The sequence below is a fragment of the Bordetella saccharivorans genome (genome assembly GCF_045862855.1).
GTDB classification, from domain to species: Bacteria; Pseudomonadota; Gammaproteobacteria; order Burkholderiales; family Burkholderiaceae_B; genus Bordetella_A; species Bordetella_A petrii_F.
This window is the reverse complement of record NZ_BAAFZO010000001.1, coordinates 3061758-3076957: the sequence shown is the minus strand read 5'-3', so window position 1 is coordinate 3076957 and position 15200 is coordinate 3061758. Positions and strand designations below refer to the sequence as shown.

At 66.9% G+C, this 15200-nt stretch carries 18 protein-coding genes; 4 read left to right on the top strand and 14 right to left on the bottom strand.

All coding sequences use genetic code 11. The features are described 5' to 3' along the window. Window positions 1–3 precede the first annotated feature (3 nt). From nuoF to ACKTT0_RS14755, 7 genes are all read right to left on the bottom strand, one after another. Window positions 4–1371 (bottom strand): NADH-quinone oxidoreductase subunit NuoF, encoded by a 1368-nt coding sequence (gene nuoF, locus ACKTT0_RS14785; RefSeq protein ID WP_407850607.1) that lies wholly within the window; start codon window positions 1369–1371, stop codon window positions 4–6. Next, window positions 1368–1871 (bottom strand): NADH-quinone oxidoreductase subunit NuoE, encoded by a 504-nt coding sequence (nuoE, locus tag ACKTT0_RS14780; protein WP_028356450.1) that lies wholly within the window; start codon window positions 1869–1871, stop codon window positions 1368–1370. Before nuoE ends, nuoF begins: the two co-directional genes overlap by 4 nt. A gap of 39 nt (window positions 1872–1910) precedes the next feature. After that, the gene (locus ACKTT0_RS14775; protein WP_028356451.1) at window positions 1911–3167 is read right to left on the bottom strand and encodes an NADH-quinone oxidoreductase subunit D; all 1257 of its coding nucleotides are present in this window, start codon (window positions 3165–3167) and stop codon (window positions 1911–1913) included. 3 nt (window positions 3168–3170) lie between these two features. Further along, window positions 3171–3800, bottom strand: a complete 630-nt coding sequence (locus ACKTT0_RS14770) for an NADH-quinone oxidoreductase subunit C (RefSeq protein ID WP_407850606.1) — start codon at window positions 3798–3800, stop codon at window positions 3171–3173. Between the two features lie 63 nt (window positions 3801–3863). After that, entirely contained in the window at window positions 3864–4340 is a 477-nt protein-coding gene (locus ACKTT0_RS14765) for a NuoB/complex I 20 kDa subunit family protein (RefSeq protein WP_006217960.1), read from the bottom strand. Between the two features lie 34 nt (window positions 4341–4374). Further along, entirely contained in the window at window positions 4375–4734 is a 360-nt protein-coding gene (locus ACKTT0_RS14760; RefSeq protein WP_028356453.1) for an NADH-quinone oxidoreductase subunit A, read from the bottom strand. 201 nt (window positions 4735–4935) lie between these two features. After that, window positions 4936–6045 (bottom strand): porin, encoded by a 1110-nt coding sequence (locus ACKTT0_RS14755; protein WP_407850605.1) that lies wholly within the window; start codon window positions 6043–6045, stop codon window positions 4936–4938. A 458-nt stretch (window positions 6046–6503) separates the two neighbouring features. Here ACKTT0_RS14755 and ACKTT0_RS14750 point away from each other — a divergent pair, with 458 nt between their 5' ends. The 3 genes from ACKTT0_RS14750 to ACKTT0_RS14740 are packed head-to-tail and all read left to right on the top strand — an operon-like array spanning window position 6504 to window position 8009. Then, a complete protein-coding gene (locus tag ACKTT0_RS14750; protein WP_407850604.1) occupies window positions 6504–7112 on the top strand; it encodes a TetR/AcrR family transcriptional regulator in 609 nt (202 codons plus the stop codon). 1 nt (window position 7113) lies between these two features. Next, complete coding sequence (locus ACKTT0_RS14745) at window positions 7114–7542, top strand: PaaI family thioesterase (protein ID WP_407850603.1); 429 nt, start codon at window positions 7114–7116, stop codon at window positions 7540–7542. Between the two features lie 2 nt (window positions 7543–7544). Further along, window positions 7545–8009 (top strand): NAD(P)-binding domain-containing protein, encoded by a 465-nt coding sequence (locus tag ACKTT0_RS14740; RefSeq protein ID WP_407850602.1) that lies wholly within the window; start codon window positions 7545–7547, stop codon window positions 8007–8009. Here the strand turns inward: ACKTT0_RS14740 and ACKTT0_RS14735 are convergent. Genes ACKTT0_RS14735 through ACKTT0_RS14725 form a run of 3 tightly spaced genes read right to left on the bottom strand, consistent with a single transcriptional unit; the run spans window position 7993 to window position 10543 of the window. Then, complete coding sequence (locus ACKTT0_RS14735; RefSeq protein ID WP_407850601.1) at window positions 7993–8745, bottom strand: phosphatase PAP2 family protein; 753 nt, start codon at window positions 8743–8745, stop codon at window positions 7993–7995. The genes ACKTT0_RS14740 and ACKTT0_RS14735 overlap by 17 nt on opposite strands. Before the next feature lie 29 nt (window positions 8746–8774). Beyond that, the gene (locus ACKTT0_RS14730; protein ID WP_407850600.1) at window positions 8775–9593 is read right to left on the bottom strand and encodes a metallophosphoesterase family protein; all 819 of its coding nucleotides are present in this window, start codon (window positions 9591–9593) and stop codon (window positions 8775–8777) included. Next, window positions 9590–10543, bottom strand: coding sequence for a diacylglycerol/lipid kinase family protein (locus tag ACKTT0_RS14725; protein WP_407850599.1), 954 nt, complete (start codon window positions 10541–10543; stop codon window positions 9590–9592). Before ACKTT0_RS14725 ends, ACKTT0_RS14730 begins: the two co-directional genes overlap by 4 nt. Before the next feature lie 94 nt (window positions 10544–10637). On the opposite strand from ACKTT0_RS14725, the gene ACKTT0_RS14720 reads away from it, so the two are divergent. Then, complete coding sequence (locus ACKTT0_RS14720; RefSeq protein ID WP_407850598.1) at window positions 10638–11885, top strand: MFS transporter; 1248 nt, start codon at window positions 10638–10640, stop codon at window positions 11883–11885. Here ACKTT0_RS14720 and ACKTT0_RS14715 read toward each other — a convergent pair. From ACKTT0_RS14715 to ACKTT0_RS14700, 4 genes are all read right to left on the bottom strand, one after another. After that, complete coding sequence (locus ACKTT0_RS14715; protein WP_407850597.1) at window positions 11882–12457, bottom strand: cytochrome b; 576 nt, start codon at window positions 12455–12457, stop codon at window positions 11882–11884. The genes ACKTT0_RS14720 and ACKTT0_RS14715 overlap by 4 nt on opposite strands. Window positions 12458–12562: 105 nt before the next feature. After that, complete coding sequence (locus tag ACKTT0_RS14710; RefSeq protein WP_407850596.1) at window positions 12563–13426, bottom strand: isocitrate lyase/PEP mutase family protein; 864 nt, start codon at window positions 13424–13426, stop codon at window positions 12563–12565. Then, the gene (locus ACKTT0_RS14705) at window positions 13426–13941 is read right to left on the bottom strand and encodes a LeuD/DmdB family oxidoreductase small subunit (RefSeq protein WP_407850595.1); all 516 of its coding nucleotides are present in this window, start codon (window positions 13939–13941) and stop codon (window positions 13426–13428) included. Before ACKTT0_RS14705 ends, ACKTT0_RS14710 begins: the two co-directional genes overlap by 1 nt. Next, on the bottom strand, window positions 13938–15200 hold the full coding sequence (locus tag ACKTT0_RS14700) for a 3-isopropylmalate dehydratase large subunit (protein WP_407850594.1): 1263 nt from the start codon (window positions 15198–15200) through the stop codon (window positions 13938–13940). The genes ACKTT0_RS14705 and ACKTT0_RS14700 overlap by 4 nt, the downstream gene beginning before the upstream one ends.

Below are 15200 nucleotides of genomic sequence, written 5' to 3'. Positions count from 1 at the left end.
AACCTACAGATATTGCGGGACCACACACGACTTGTGCTCGATGTGGTGCGCGAATTCGTCGCGATAATGCTTGAGGAAGCCGCGCACCGGCATGGCGGCGGCGTCGCCGAGGGCGCAGATGGTGCGGCCCATGATGTTGCCGGCCACGCTGTCGAGCAGGTCGAGGTCTTCCTGGCGGCCCTGGCCGTGCTCGATGCGATGCACCATGCGGTACAGCCAGCCCGTGCCCTCGCGGCACGGCGTGCACTGGCCGCAGCTTTCCTCGAAATAGAAGTACGACAGGCGCAGCAGCGACTTGACCATGCAGCGGGTCTCGTCCATGACGATGACGGCGCCCGACCCCAGCATGGAGCCCGCCTTGGCGATGGCGTCGTAGTCCATGGTGGTGTCCATCATGATGTCGGCGGGCAGCACCGGCGCGCTCGAGCCGCCGGGGATGACCGCCTTGAGCTTCTTGCCGCCGCGCATGCCGCCGGCCAGTTCGAGCAGCTTGGAGAATGGCGTGCCGAGGGGGATCTCGTAGTTGCCGGGCCGTTCGACATCGCCCGACACGGAGAACAGCTTGGTGCCGCCGTTGTTGGGCTTGCCGACTTCGAGGTAGGCCTGGCCGCCATTGCGGATGATCCAGGGCACGGCCGCGAACGTCTCGGTGTTGTTGATGGTGGTGGGCTTGCCATACAGGCCGAAGCTGGCCGGGAACGGCGGCTTGAAGCGCGGCTGGCCCTTCTTGCCTTCGAGCGATTCGAGCAGCGCGGTTTCCTCGCCGCAGATGTACGCGCCGTAGCCATGGAAGGCATGCAACTGGAAGCTGAACTCGGAGCCGAGGATGCGGTCGCCGAGGAAACCGGCGGCGCGGGCTTCTTCCAGGGCCTCTTCGAAGCGTTCGTACACTTCGAAGATTTCGCCGTGGATGTAGTTGTAGCCGACGCTGATGCCCATGGCGTAGGCCGCGATGGCCATGCCTTCGATCACGATGTGCGGGTTGAAGCGCAGGATGTCGCGGTCCTTGAAGGTGCCGGGCTCGCCTTCGTCGGAATTGCAGACGAGGTATTTCTGGCCGGGGAAGGCGCGCGGCATGAAGCTCCACTTCAGGCCGGTGGGGAAGCCCGCGCCGCCGCGGCCGCGCAGGCCCGAGGCCTTGACCTCGGCGATGACGTCCTCGGGTTTCATGCCGGTCGAGAGGATCTTGCGCAGGGCCTCGTAGCCGCCGCGCTTGACGTAGTCCTGCAGGCGCCAGTTGTCGCCGTCGACGTCGGCCATGATCTGCGGCGCGATGTGGCGGCCATGCAGGCACATGGAATTGGACAGGTCGTTCAGGGGATTGGGGTCGAGCCCCTGGGCCAGGTGCTTGTACAGGTCGGGCGCGTTCATGCCGATTCTCCTTGGGCGCCTTGCGCCTTCAGGCCCTGCACCAGCGCATCGAGCTTTTCTTCGGTCATGCGCACGCACATATGCTTGTTGTTGACGATCAGCACGGGAGCGTCGCCGCAGGCGCCCATGCACTCGCCCTCGACCAGCGTGAACTGGCCGTCGGGCGTGGTTTCGCGGTAGTCGACACCGAGCTTGCGCTTGAGGTAGTCGCCGGCCTTTTCGCCGTCGCGCAAGGCACAGGGCAGGTTCGTGCAGACCGCGATCTTGTGCTTGCCGACCGGCTTGGTATCGAACATGTTGTAGAACGTGGCGACTTCCTGCACCGCGATGGGCGGCACGCCGATGTAATTGGCCACGTCTTCAAGGACTTCGGGGGGCAACCAGCCCTTTTCTTCCTGCGCGATGGCAAGCGAAGCCATGATGGCCGACTGCCGCTGGTCGGCCGGGAACTTGGCGAGTTCCCGATCGATTTTCTGGTAGGCCTGTTCGGAAAGCAGCATAGTTTGAATCCGGATTATGCGGGCGTTCGCGCTGGTGGATCAGCGGTCGATCTCGCCGAAAACGATGTCCTGCGTGCCGATGATGGTGACGGCGTCGGCGATCATGTGGCCGCGCGCCATTTCATCGAGCGATTGCAAATGGGCAAACCCCGGCGCCCGAATCTTCAGGCGGTAGGGCTTGTTGGCGCCGTCGGACACCAGGTAGATGCCGAATTCGCCCTTGGGATGCTCGACCGACGAGAAGGCCTCGCCGGGGGGCACGTGGAAACCTTCGGTGAAGAGCTTGAAATGATGGATGAGCTCTTCCATGTTGGTTTTCATGTCGGTGCGCTTGGGCGGGGCGACCTTGTGGTTCTCGATCATGACCGGGCCCGGGTTGTTGCGCAGCCATTCCACGCACTGGCGGATGATGCGGTTGCTTTCGCGCATTTCGGCGATGCGCACCAGGTAGCGGTCGTAGCAGTCGCCGTTGACGCCCACGGGCACGTCAAACTCGACCAGGTCGTAGACTTCGTACGGCTGCATCTTGCGCAGGTCCCAGGCGACGCCGGAGCCACGCAGCATGGGGCCGGTGAAGCCCAGCGCCTTGGCGCGCTCGGGGTCGACCACGCCGATGCCCACCAGGCGCTGCTTCCAGATGCGGTTGTCGGTGAGCAGCGTCTCGTATTCGTCGACGCAGGCCGGGAAGCGGTTGGTGAAGTCCTCGATGAAATCGAGCAGCGAGCCGGAACGCGCGTCGTTCATGATGCGCAGGTCCTTCTCGCCGCGGTACTTGCTGCCTTCGCCGTACTGCGGCATGGTGTCGGGCAGGTCGCGGTAGACGCCGCCCGGCCGGTAGTAGGCCGCGTGCATGCGCGCGCCCGAGACCGCCTCGTAGCAGTCCATCAGGTCCTCGCGTTCGCGGAAGGCGTACAGGAACACCGCCATGGCGCCCACGTCGAGGGCGTGCGAGCCCAGCGACATCAGGTGGTTCAGCAGGCGCGTGATCTCGTCGAACATGACGCGGATGTATTGCGCGCGCAGCGGCGGCTCGATGCCCAGCAGCTTCTCGATGGCCATGACGTAGGCGTGCTCGTTGCACATCATGGACACGTAGTCGAGGCGGTCCATGTAGGGCAGCGCCTGGATGTAGGTCTTGTGCTCGGCCAGTTTCTCGGTGGCGCGGTGCAACAGGCCGATGTGCGGATCGGCGCGCTGGATGACTTCGCCGTCGAGCTCGAGCACCAGGCGCAGCACGCCGTGCGCGGCCGGGTGCTGCGGGCCGAAGTTCAGGGTGTAATTCTTGATTTCTGCCATGATTTAACGCCCCATGCCGTAGGAGTCTTCACGCACGACGCGCGGCGTGATCTCGCGCGGGTCGATCGTGACCGGCTGGTAGATGACGCGCTTTTGCTCGGGGTCGTAGCGCATTTCGACGGTACCCGACAGGGGGAAGTCCTTGCGGAAGGGATGGCCGATGAAGCCGTAGTCGGTGAGGATGCGGCGCAGGTCGGGGTGGCCCTCGAAGACGATGCCGAACAGGTCGAAGGCTTCGCGTTCGAACCAGTTCAGGCCGGGCCAGCAGTCGACCAGCGACGCCACCATGGGGAAATCGTCGTCCGGCGCCCAGGTGCGCACGCGCAGGCGCCAGTTGTGGGCGATGGACAGCAGGTGCACCACCACCGCAAAGCGCGAGCGCTGCACGCCACCAGTTTTTTCCTCGGCGACCTGGCGCGTGCCGTTGCCCCAGGTGAGGTAGTCCACGCCGCACAGGTCGATGCAGGTCTCGAAGCTCAGGCTGGCGTCAGTGCGCAACTTGTTGCAGATGGGGATCCATTGGTCGGCGGAGACTTCCAGGGTCAGTTCGCCGAGCGCCTCGGTCAGGGCGAGGTCCGGGCCGAGCGCGGCCTGCAGATTGTGTTTCAGGGTTTCGAGCCTGGTCATCGTCATGTACGCTTTGATAAACCGATATGCTGCCGGGTACCGCCGGCACGGCTGGCCGGCGCGCCGCGATCAGCGGGCAATGGTATTGGTCAGGCGGATCTTGTTCTGCATTTGCAGCAGCCCATAGACCAGGGCCTCGGCGGTGGGCGGACAGCCCGGCACGTAGACGTCGACCGGCACGATGCGATCGCAGCCGCGCACGACCGAATACGAGTAGTGGTAGTAGCCGCCGCCGTTGGCGCACGAGCCCATGGACACCACCCAGCGCGGCTCGGGCATCTGGTCGTAGACCTTGCGCAGCGCCGGCGCCATCTTGTTGCACAGCGTGCCGGCGACGATCATCAGGTCGGACTGGCGCGGGCTGGGGCGGAAGATGATGCCGAACTGGTCGAGATCGTAGCGCGCCGCGCCGGCGTGCATCATTTCGACCGCGCAACAGGCCAGGCCAAAGGTCATGGGCCACATCGAGCCGGTCTTTGCCCAGTTCAGGAACTTGTCGGCACTGGTAGTGATGAAACCTTGCTTGAGGATGCCGTCTATAGCCATTTTCGTCTCTGATAGCGTGCAGGAAGGCTGGGGATCATTCCCAGTCCAGCGCGCCCTTTTTCCATTCGTAGATGAAGCCCACCGTCAGGACGGCCAGGAAGACCATGACGGTCCAGAAGCCGACCAAGCCGACGGTGCCCTGGGCGATGGCCCAGGGAAACAGGAAGGCGATTTCGAGGTCGAACAGGATGAAGAGGATGGCGACCAGGTAGTAGCGCACATCGAACTTCATGCGGGCGTCTTCGAAGGCTTCGAAGCCGCATTCGTAGGCCGAGAGTTTTTCGGCATAGGGACGCCGCGGCCCCAGGAGCGAACCTGCTGTCAGGAGGGCAAACCCGATGAGGGTTGCCACTACGATGAACAGCAGGACGGGAAAATACTGTTGCAGGTTCATTCTGGCGTCCGTCAAATGCGCAAACCTTCAGATTGTAGCATTTGCCAAGTGACTGTCCGCTGAACCCAAGCCCTCCAAAACCAGGAACTGTTGACGTACGGCAGGAACAAAAAAGCCACCCCGCAGGGTGGCTTTTCACGCCCGGACCGAGGCCCGGGCGCGTGCTCGGAATCGAAGCGGGGCTTGCGCCCCGCGGCCGATTTAGAAGCGGTGACGGATACCGACGCCGACAGCCGTGCTCTTCACGTCGTCGATGAAGGCATAGTTCTTGGCGTACGAACCGTAGGCGTACAGGTTGGTACGCTTGGACAGGTCGTAGGTGTAGCCCAGCGAGAAGACGTTCATCTTCTCTTCGCCGCCGGTCAGCTTGTCGTTGCTCGGGTCAACCATCTGCCACGAACCGAACAGCTTGCTGGCGCCGCCGATGGGGGCGGTCAGGCCGACCATGTACGAGTTCGACTTGAAGCCGTCAGCGAAGACGTTGGAGGTCAGGACCGAGTCGTCGTCGATGCCGTTGATGCCTTGGCCGCCGAACCAGCCGTCGGTGGTGCGGGCGTAGGCCAGGGCCAGCTTGACCACTTCGAAGTCATACGAAGCGCCGATGCCGTACGAACGCGGGGTCGCGTCGACTTCGTCTTGCAGCTGGTTGTTGCTGGCGTTCAGCTGGTCGTACGACAGAGCGACGTTCAGCGGGCCGTTCACGTAGCGCAGGCCGGTGGTGATGCCGCGGACGTTGTCGGCGGTGCGGAAGCCAACGCGGTCGTCGCCGCCGTTGTCATCCACGCTGAACGAGTAGCCAACGCCGAACTGGAAGCCGCTGTAGGACGGGGTCTGGTACATGACCATGTTGTCCCAGCGAACGGTGTTGGCAGCGCTGATGCCCATGCCGATGTTGGCCTGGCCGAAGCCGGCGCCGAACGGATCGATCGAGCCGAAGTACTTCGAGGTGATGTTGGTCTGACGGCCGAAGTCCAGACGGCCCCAGCTGTCGCTTTGCAGACCGATGGTGGCATGACGACCGAACAGGCGGCCGCCCTGGGCCGACTTGCCGTTGCCGGAGTCGAAGCCGCTTTCCAGTTGGAACACGGCTTGCAGGCCGTCACCCAGATCTTCGGTGCCACGCAGGCCCCAGCGCGAACCGTTCTGCACGCCGTTGATCATGCCGATGCGGCTGCCATCGAAACCGTCGCCCTTGACCTTGTTGTAGCCGATACCGGTATCGATGATGCCGTACAGCGTCACCGAGGTTTCTGCCTGGGCCACACCGGCGAAACCGGCGAGCAGGGCGGCAGCGAGCAGAGTCTTTTTCATTTAAGAAATCTCCGTTGATTTGAGTGACAAGAGCAGCAATGCTTGAATCGGCCTGCCGCCCCCCTAACTCCGCGAAGGGAAGTTGACGCTATTGCATCAAAAAACCCTGGGACTGGCTATGGTAGACCCCCGAAAAATGCCCCTTCCGGGGGATCGTTGTTGGGATCTTGCAACATCAGACGTATCCGAGCAGAAACACATCAGTATTTACCCTTGATGTCGATACAGCCCAATATTCGCGCCGTTTCCCAACTGGTTTGACGGCTTTCTGCCCGTGGACGGGGGCATTGCTTAAGTAACGCGAAACAATACTGGATACATTCCAGCATAGACTCGATACATGTATATCGGCTGCACGATAAAGATATGGCATGCAGCCTTTTGTGCTTGGTAATAACATTGTTATTATTTCGGAGCACTGCTATATATCGAGGAACCACCTGCTCGGCCCGCCTGCCATGCCCGATTCCACGCCCCTCACCCACGCCCAGCGGCTCACCGCCGCGCGCCGCCAGCTCATCTTGCAGGCTGCGCAGCGGGTGTTCGAGCGCGACGGCCTGGAAAAAACCACGGTGCGCGCCATCGCCAAGGAAGCGGGCTGCACCACCGGCGCCATCTATCCCTGGTTCGCCGGCAAGGAAGACATCTACGGCGAGCTGCTCGAAGAATCGCTGCGGCGGTTGTACGCCCAACTGCACGCCGCACTGCCCGGCCCCGCCGATACGGCGCCGCGCCGGGTCATCGAGGCCTTCTTCCATTACTACGCCGAGCGTTCCACCGAGTTTTCCCTGGGGATGTACCTGTTCCAGGGGCTGGGTCCGCGCGGCCTGGGCCGGGAGGCGGACGAACGGCTGAACCGCCGCTTGCGTGATTGTGTCGGCCTGCTGGGCGACGGGCTGAGGGCGGCCAAGCCGTGGCCGGCCGAGGCCATCGCCGCCGAGCAGATGCAAGTGTTCACTTATTTGATGGGTTTGCTGCTGCTTTTCCATACCCGCCGGCTCAAGTCGCTGGAACAGCACGCGGCCGGCCTGCTGGACCGCTACTGCGCCACACTGGAGCAACGCTGACATGACGCACTCGCCCTCTCCTGCCCGCATCAGCCTGGCGGAATTCCATCGCCTCCTGGCCGAACAGCACCCATTTGCCGAAGTGCTGGGCGTAGAGATCACCGATATCGGACCGGGCACCGCGCGGGCCGTCCTGCCGGCGCGGGCGGCGCACCAGCGCCTGGGCGGCATCGTGGCGGGCCCCATGCTGATGGGGCTGGCCGACCTGGCCCTGTATGCCGCGGTGGTGGGAGCTACCGGCCAGGCCGGCGCGGTAACCGCCAGCCTGACCATCAACTTCCTGCGCAAGAGCCCGCCCGGCGCGGTCATCGCCGAGGCCCGCCTGCTCAAGACCGGCCGCCTGGCGGCCGGCGAAGTGATCCTGCGCGGCGAACATGCGCCCGACCCCGTGGCGCACGTGGTCAGCACCTGGTCGGTGCCGGCGTCGTGAACATGCCCCTCATCGCGCGTATCGGCATCATCGGCCTGGGCGCCACCGGCAGCGCGGCCGCGCACCGGCTGCTGGCCGCCGGCTTGCCCGACCTGGCGCTGACCGTATTCGACAAGGTGCCGGCGCGCTGCGAGCCTTTCCGCGGCAGCGCCACGCTGGCTGTCTCGGCCCAGGAAGCCCTGCTGGAATCGGACCTGGTGCTGCTGGCCTTGCCGGCCGCCCGCGAAATCGACCGCACGCTGGAGCGCTTCAGCGACGGGCAGGTGGGGGCCGAGGTGCGCGGCAAGCTGGTCTGGAACCTGCGATCCCGGCCGCGGACACCGGCCGGCCTGCGCGAAGCCATCGAGGCAGCCGGCGCCGACTATGTGCCGGACCATGCCGGCCCGGCTCTATTGGAAGACCTGTTGCGCCGGCGCTTCGACGGCGTGCGGGCACGGGCGGTGCTCGCCGCTATGCTCGACGTGTAAGCACGCGGGCGCGTTCTACCGCGGCCAGGCACAGGGCCAGCCAGGCCAGGCTGAGAGCAAAACCGGCGACCACATCGCTGAGATAGTGCACCTGCAGCAGGATGCGGCTGACGCCGATGGCGGTCACCAGGGCCGCGGCGCCGGCCAGGCAATGCGGATGCCAGCGAGGCGGCGAGAACCGCAGCAGCAGATAGCACGCCATCCCGTAGACCGCCAGCGCCGCCGAGGCATGTCCGCTGGGGAAACTCCAGCCGTCGGGGTCGACGTAGCCATGCACATGCTCGGGCCGCACCCGCTGAAACAACTGCTTGAAGGTCTGGTTGAGCGCCCCCGCCCCGGCGGTGGCCAGCGCGCACAGCGCCGCCAGCGCCCATTCGCGCCGCAGCAGCAATGCCACCGTCATGGCCACGGCAATGACCGTGAGCAGGTCGCGGTCGCCCAGATAAGTGAACCAGGACAACAGCCAGAGCAGCGACGGCGGCATGGACAGGCTGAGCTCGGACGCCAGCGCGCTATCCAGCTCGACCAGGCCGGACTGCAGGGTCATGGCCGTGGCCAGCGCCGCGAACACCAGGCCGGCGCCCGCCGCCACGGCCCAGCACGCCCAGGCCGGCGGCGTGCCCGAACGCCACCCGAGGCGGCGGTCCAGCCATACGGCAAAGACGCCCGCGGCGGCCGGCATGGCGAGGAAGATCAGCAAAGGATGGGCGGCAACCCAGGCGGAGAAGGCTTCCATAAAGCAAATGTGGCTGGCGTCGGCGGCAACTAGCGCGCGCCGGGACGATGCAGTTCCAGCGCCTGGGTCGCCACGCGGCGGAATCGGGCCTCGTCGGCGGCGTAGTCCCAGCGCTGGACCGCGCACTGGTGCCGCCCATTATCGATCAAATGGTCGATGACGTTGACCGAATTGGAGATGCCATCGCGCACGCGCCGCGATACGGCTGTCCCGGCCTGGACGGTCCAGGCCTGGCGCGGCGCCGTGCCGGCCTGCCCATGGAGCGGCAGAATGTACGGCAGGTGAATGTGGCCGCCGAGGATGAGGTCGGCGCCGGCATCGACCCAGGCGGGCACCGCCATGTCCGCGCCGATGAGCAGGTTGGCGCGATCGCTCTCGACGGCAGCCCGTACCGGATGGTGCAGCAGCAGTATGCGCAGGCGCTCGTCGCCGGCCTGGCGCAGGCGCTGCGCCACGCGCGCCACCTGGGCGGGCGAGACCTGGCCGTTCTTGTGGCGCCCGGGTCGCGTGGTGTTGACCCCGATCGCCAGCAGGCCGTCGGTCTCCACGACCGGCTCGAGAATCGCTCCCAGCGCGCGGCGATAGCCGCCATATGGGTCGAACAGGCGCGCCGCCAGGTTGAACAGCGGGATATCGTGGTTGCCGGGCACGGCCAGCACCGGCCGCTGCAGCGCCTGGATGAAGCGGCGCGCGGCCGCGAACTGGCTGTGCCGCGCGCGCTGGGTGATGTCGCCGCCCAGCAGGACCAGATGCGGCTGCAACGCCTCAGCCAGCGCCAGCAAGGCCTGGACCACCGGCTCGCGCTCGGTGCCGAAATGGGTGTCGGACAGATGCAGGATGCGCGTCATGCGCGTTCCGTGCGCTGCGCTTCAGGCGGCACCAGCAATGGCAAGGGCTGAGGCGAAACGACGAACTCCAGCGGCGAGTCCAGCCAGTGGATCTCGCCGTCCATGGCGACCTTGACGCGCCGCCGGCCGCGCCCGAGGCGTACCGTGAGGCGGTCGAAGCCGAAGCTCATGACATGGTCGGCATCGCCGAGGCGGCTGAGCCAGCCGCGCAGCACCAGCCCGTACAGGGCCAGCGCGCCGACCGGCTTGACGCTCATCGCCACCAGGCGGCCGTGCTCGAGTTCGGCGGCCTCGGCGATGCCGACTTGCTCGAGCTGCAAGGCATTGTTGCCGACCACGATGGTGGGCGTGCGCAAGCTGCGCTGCTGGCCTTCATATTCGAGCTGCACCTTGAGTTGCCGGTGCGCCCGCGCGAGGGTCACCAGGGCCGACCAGAGCGCCACGTAGCGGCTGCGCCCGTAGCGCTGCTTGTAGGCTTCGCGGTCTTCCAGCAGTTGCGGATACAGGCCGAGGCTGGCATTGACGAGGAACACCTGGCCGTTGAGCAGCCCGACCTGCACCGGCTGCGGCTGCGCCGCCAGCAGGCAGCGGGCGGCGATCTCGGTGTCTTGCGGAATGCCGTAAGTGCGTCCGAAATAGTTGAACGTGCCTTGCGGCAGGATGCCGAATGGCAGGCCGGTTCCCAGCACGACCTGGGCGACGGCGCTGAGCGTGCCGTCGCCGCCTGCGGCGACCACCACCCCGCCCTCGCCGCGGGCCCGTTCGACGGCCGCCTGTGCCGTCGCGGCCAGTTGGCCGCCGTTGTCGACCGGCATCAGTTCATAGCGGCGGCCAGCCTCGTCCAGCACTCGCCGGATGATGGACTGGACTTCGCTGGCGTCATCACGGCCGGAGCCCGTGTTCAGCACGATGAAGAATGGCTCTTGGCCTGTCAGGGGAGCGCACGGCATGGCGCAAAGATAGCGCGCGGCGGCTCCGGCGTGCAAGGCCGGCCCGGGCCTGCCCGGGCAAATTGCGGCAAAGGCCGCGCCGGTGTCAGAATACGTGTTTGGCCTTGCCTTTGCCTGCCCCACCGTGCCGCCCCGCGACGATTCCTTCAGCCTGAGAAAAATAGCCGTTCCGGCGTTCGGCCCCACCATCCTCTACGGTGTCAGCAACGGCGCCATCCTGCCGGTCGTCGCCCTGAGCGCGCGCGAACTGGATGCCTCGGTAGCCGTGTCCGGGCTGATCGTCGCGCTGATCGGCATCGGTTCCCTGGTCAGCAATATCCCGGCGGCGCTGATCACCTCCCGCCATGGCGAGCGGCGCTCGATGATGGGGGCGGCGGCCCTCAGCGTGGTGGCATTGCTGCTGTGCATCTTCGCCACCCACGCCCTGATGTTGGCAGTGGGCGTGTTCCTGGTCGGCATGGCTTCATCGGTCTTCATGCTGGCGCGCCAGACCTACATGATCGACGCCGTGCCGGCATACATGCGGGCGCGCGCCTTGTCTACGCTGGCCGGCACCATGCGCATCGGAGTCTTCGTGGGTCCGTTCGCCGGCGCGGGGCTGATCCACTTCATGGGCCTGCAGGGCGCTTATTGGGTGGCCGCCGTCGCCATGGCGGGCGCCGGCGTGATCGCCTACCTGGCCCCCGACATGAGCGCCCCCGGACGCGGCGGCGATAAGGCGGCGGCCAAGCCACGCGTGCTCGACGTGGCCCGCCAGCACAGCCGGGTGTTCCTGACGCTCGGGCTGGGCATCCTGCTGGTGAGCGCGGTGCGCGCATCGCGGCAGGTGGTCATTCCCCTCTGGGCCGACCACCTGGGCATCAACCCCACCACCACTTCCATCATTTACGGACTGGTGGCGGCCATCGACATGTCGGTGTTCTATCCGGCGGGCACGCTCATGGACCGGCGCGGCCGGCTGTGGGTGGCGGTGCCGTCGACGTTGCTCATGGGGCTCGCCCTGATCGGCACGTCGCTGACCACCGGCGTGGTCGGCTTCCTGATTGTCTCCATGATGCTGGGCATGGGCAACGGCATCGGCTCAGGCATTGTCATGACGCTGGGCGCCGACGCCGCGCCGCCGGCCGCCCGCACGGAGTTCCTGGGCATCTGGCGGCTCGTGTCCGACCTGGGCAGCAGCCTGGGGCCGGTCGTCCTGTCGGCCATCACGGCGCTGGTGTCGCTGACGGCCGCGGTGGCCGCCATGGGCGGCTTCGGGCTGGCCGCCGCCGCGGTGTTCTGGCGCTGGCTGCCGCGCGGCAACCCCGCGCTGGCGGACGGCGCCGCCAAGCCGCCTCGCTAGGGCCTGTTCGCGCCCCGGGCCCGCATGCGGCGCAATACGCCATCGCGCAGCACGTAATGGTGAAACAGCGCGGCCAGCGCATGCACGGCCGCCAGCACGATGATGACCCAGGCCAGCAGGTTGTGGATGTCGCCGAAAAAATGGCGCTGGTCGCGGGTCAGCGACACCAGCGGCGGAACGGCGAACCACCCGAAGAACGTGAACGGTTCGCCCTGCGCCCACCGGAACAGGAAGCCCAGCACGATCTGGGCCGCCAGCAGCAGATAGAGCGCATAGTGGACCCCTTTGGCGGCAAGCTGCATGGGGCCCCGGGACGCGGGTGGCAGGCGCCGGCCCCGCGTCGCGCGCCAGGCGCCCCGCAGCACCAGCAAGGCGGTCAGCAACAGGCCGAGCGAAACGTGCAAGTGTTGCAGCGACTTGCGCATCGGCGTGCCGGAGGGCATGGCTTCCCAGACCTGCGCCATCACGAACAACACCACCACCAGCAAGGCGGTCAGCCAATGGAAGGCAACGGTGGCGTTGTCGTAAGTGGACGGGACGGGCTCGGACGGCGGCAGGCTGGGCATGTTCATGCGCGATGACGACCAGGGATCGAGGTGCGGCTAGTTTGCTCCCGAGCGCGATGCCTGGCAAGCACGCCAGCCCGCGACCTGTTCACCCTGGCCGGAGCCCGGGTCCTAGCCGTAGCGCGCCGCCTCGTCGAGCAAGGCGGGGGTGCCGATCAAGGCATTGAGCTGGTCGAAATCCAGCATGCGGTCGCGCCAGGGGGCCGTGGTGCCGTGTTCGCGCAAGCTCCCGTAGTAGGCTTGCAGCGCATGCGCGACGGCGCGCGCCGTGCCGCCCGGGAAGATGACGATGCGGAACCCGCGCGCCGCTAGGGCCTGCGCGCTTTCGACGGGAGTCTGCCCGCCCTCCACCATGTTGGCCAGCAGTGGCACGCGCGCGGCGAAGCGCGCACAGGCCGCGTCGAGCTGCGCAGGGGACCGCAGGGCCTCGATGAAGATCGCGTCCACGCCGCAGGCCAGGTAGCGCTCGGCGCGCTCGAAGGCCGCGTCCAGGCCCTCGACCGCCACGGCGTCGGTGCGGGCCAGGATCAGCGTGCCGTTGCAGGCCCGCGCATCGAGCGCGGCGCGCAGCTTGCCGCACATCTCGGCGACCGGGACCAGCGACTTGCCCGCCAGGTGCCCGCAACGCTTCGGGAAGCCCTGGTCTTCCAGCTGGATCATCGCCGCCCCGGCCCGTTCGAAACCGCGCACCGTCCGTTGCACGTTCAGCGCGTTGCCGAAGCCGGTGTCGCCATCGACGATCACGGGGCAGCGCACGCGCTCTGTGATGCGGGCCAGGACGTCTTCCACCTCGGTATAGGTGGTCAAGCCCACATCGGAACGTCCCAGGCGGGCATAGGCGATCGACGCGCCGGACAAGTACAGCGCATCGAAACCGGCCTGCTCGGCGATCAGGGCGGACAGCGCGTCATAGACACCGGGCGCCAGCAACGCCTGGCCGGCATCCAGTTTTTCTTTGAGAGTGGAAGGATTCATCAGGCTTTCATGGGGTGACGCGGCAGCGAGCCATCGGCCAGCCGGCGCTTGAGCTGCATCAGCAAGCCACCGGCCTGGACCATGTCCAGCAGGAAGCCAGGAACGGGCTCGCACGGCAGAACCGTGCCATCGGCGCGCAGTACGCGGTTGCCGGCCAGGTCGATGACGACGCGCTCGCCCTCGGCGATCTCGCCGGCGCGTTCGCAGGTCACCAGCAGCAAGCCGACATTGAAGGCATTGCGGAAATACAGGCCGCTGAAGCTGGGCGCGATCACGGCATGCACGCCCAGCTCGACCAGCGCGGCGGCGGCCTGCTCGCGCGAGGAGCCGATGCCGAAATTGCGGCCGGCCACCAGCACGTCGCCGCGCCGCACACCGCCGGCGAAATCCGGGCGCACGCCTTCCAGGCAGTGGCGGGCGATGTCCGCGATACCGAACTTCATGTAGGCGCCCGGGGCGAGCTGATCGGTATCGACATCGTCGCCGACGCGCCAGGCCTTGTGGGTCGCGCTCATGCCAGTACCTCGCGCGGGTCGGCGATGCGGCCGGCCAGCGCCGCGGCAGCCACCGTGTACGGCGAGGCCAGGTACACCCGGGCGCTGGCCGCGCCCATGCGCCCCTTGAAGTTGCGCGCCGTGGTCGAGACCACGTTGGCGCCCTCGGGTATGGAACCGCCGTAGCCCGAGCAGGCGCCGCAAGAAGTCGGCAGCAGCGTGGCGCCGGCCTGTTGCAGCGCCGACAGCACGCCTTCGGCCGCTGCCGCGGCCTGGTCGCGCCGGCTGGCGGGCGCCACCATCAGGCTCACGCCGCTTGCCACGCGGCGGTCGCGCAGCACGCGGGCAGCCGCGCGCAGGTCATCCAGCTTGGCGCCGGTACAGGCGCCGATATAGGCGACCTGCACGGGCGTGCCGGCATGGACCTGGACGTCGGCGGCATTGGCCGGACTGTGCGGCGCCGCCACCTGGGGCGCCAGCGCCGCGGCATCGAAATCGTGCCATTGCGCGGCGGCGTCCGGGTCGGACTGCCAGCGGGCGGTGTCCACGGCGGCCACGCCCACCTCGCGCAGGTAGCGCGCCGTCGTGGCATCGGGCGCCACCAGGCCCGCCTGCGCGCCCAGTTCGGCCGACATGTTCGACAGCGTCATGCGCTCTTGCATGGACAAGGCGCGCACCGCTTCGCCGCAGAATTCCACCGCCTGGTAGCGGCCGCCGTTCATGCCGTAGCGGCCGATCATGTGCAGCATCATGTCCTTGGCCGTCACGCCGTCCGGCAGCCGGCCGTTCCAGCGCATCATGAGAGTCTCGGGCACGCGCATCCAGATTTCGCCGCTGGCCACCACGCCCAGCATTTCCGTGCTGCCCACGCCGAACATGTAGGCGCCAAAGGCGCCGCCGGTGGGCGAATGCGAATCCCCGCCCACGCAGAACATGCCGGGCCGCAGGTGGCCATGCTCGGGCACCACCACGTGGCAGATGCCGACCGAGTCGTACACATGAGGCAGCGCCTGCTCGCGCGCCCAGTCGCGGGCGATGCGCACGATGCGCCGTGATTCCTCATCGGCCTCCGGCACGTAGTGGTCCATGACGAGCACGACTTTGGAACGGTCCCACAAACCTGTGCCCAGTTCTTCGAGCATGGGCTTGAGGCGGCGCGGACCGCTCGAATCGTGGAACATGGCCAGGTCGACCTTGCACGTCACGATGTCGCCGACGCGCACCGCGGCGCGGCCCGCGGCGGCAGCCAGCAATTTCTGCGCGAGTGTCTGGGCAGGCAT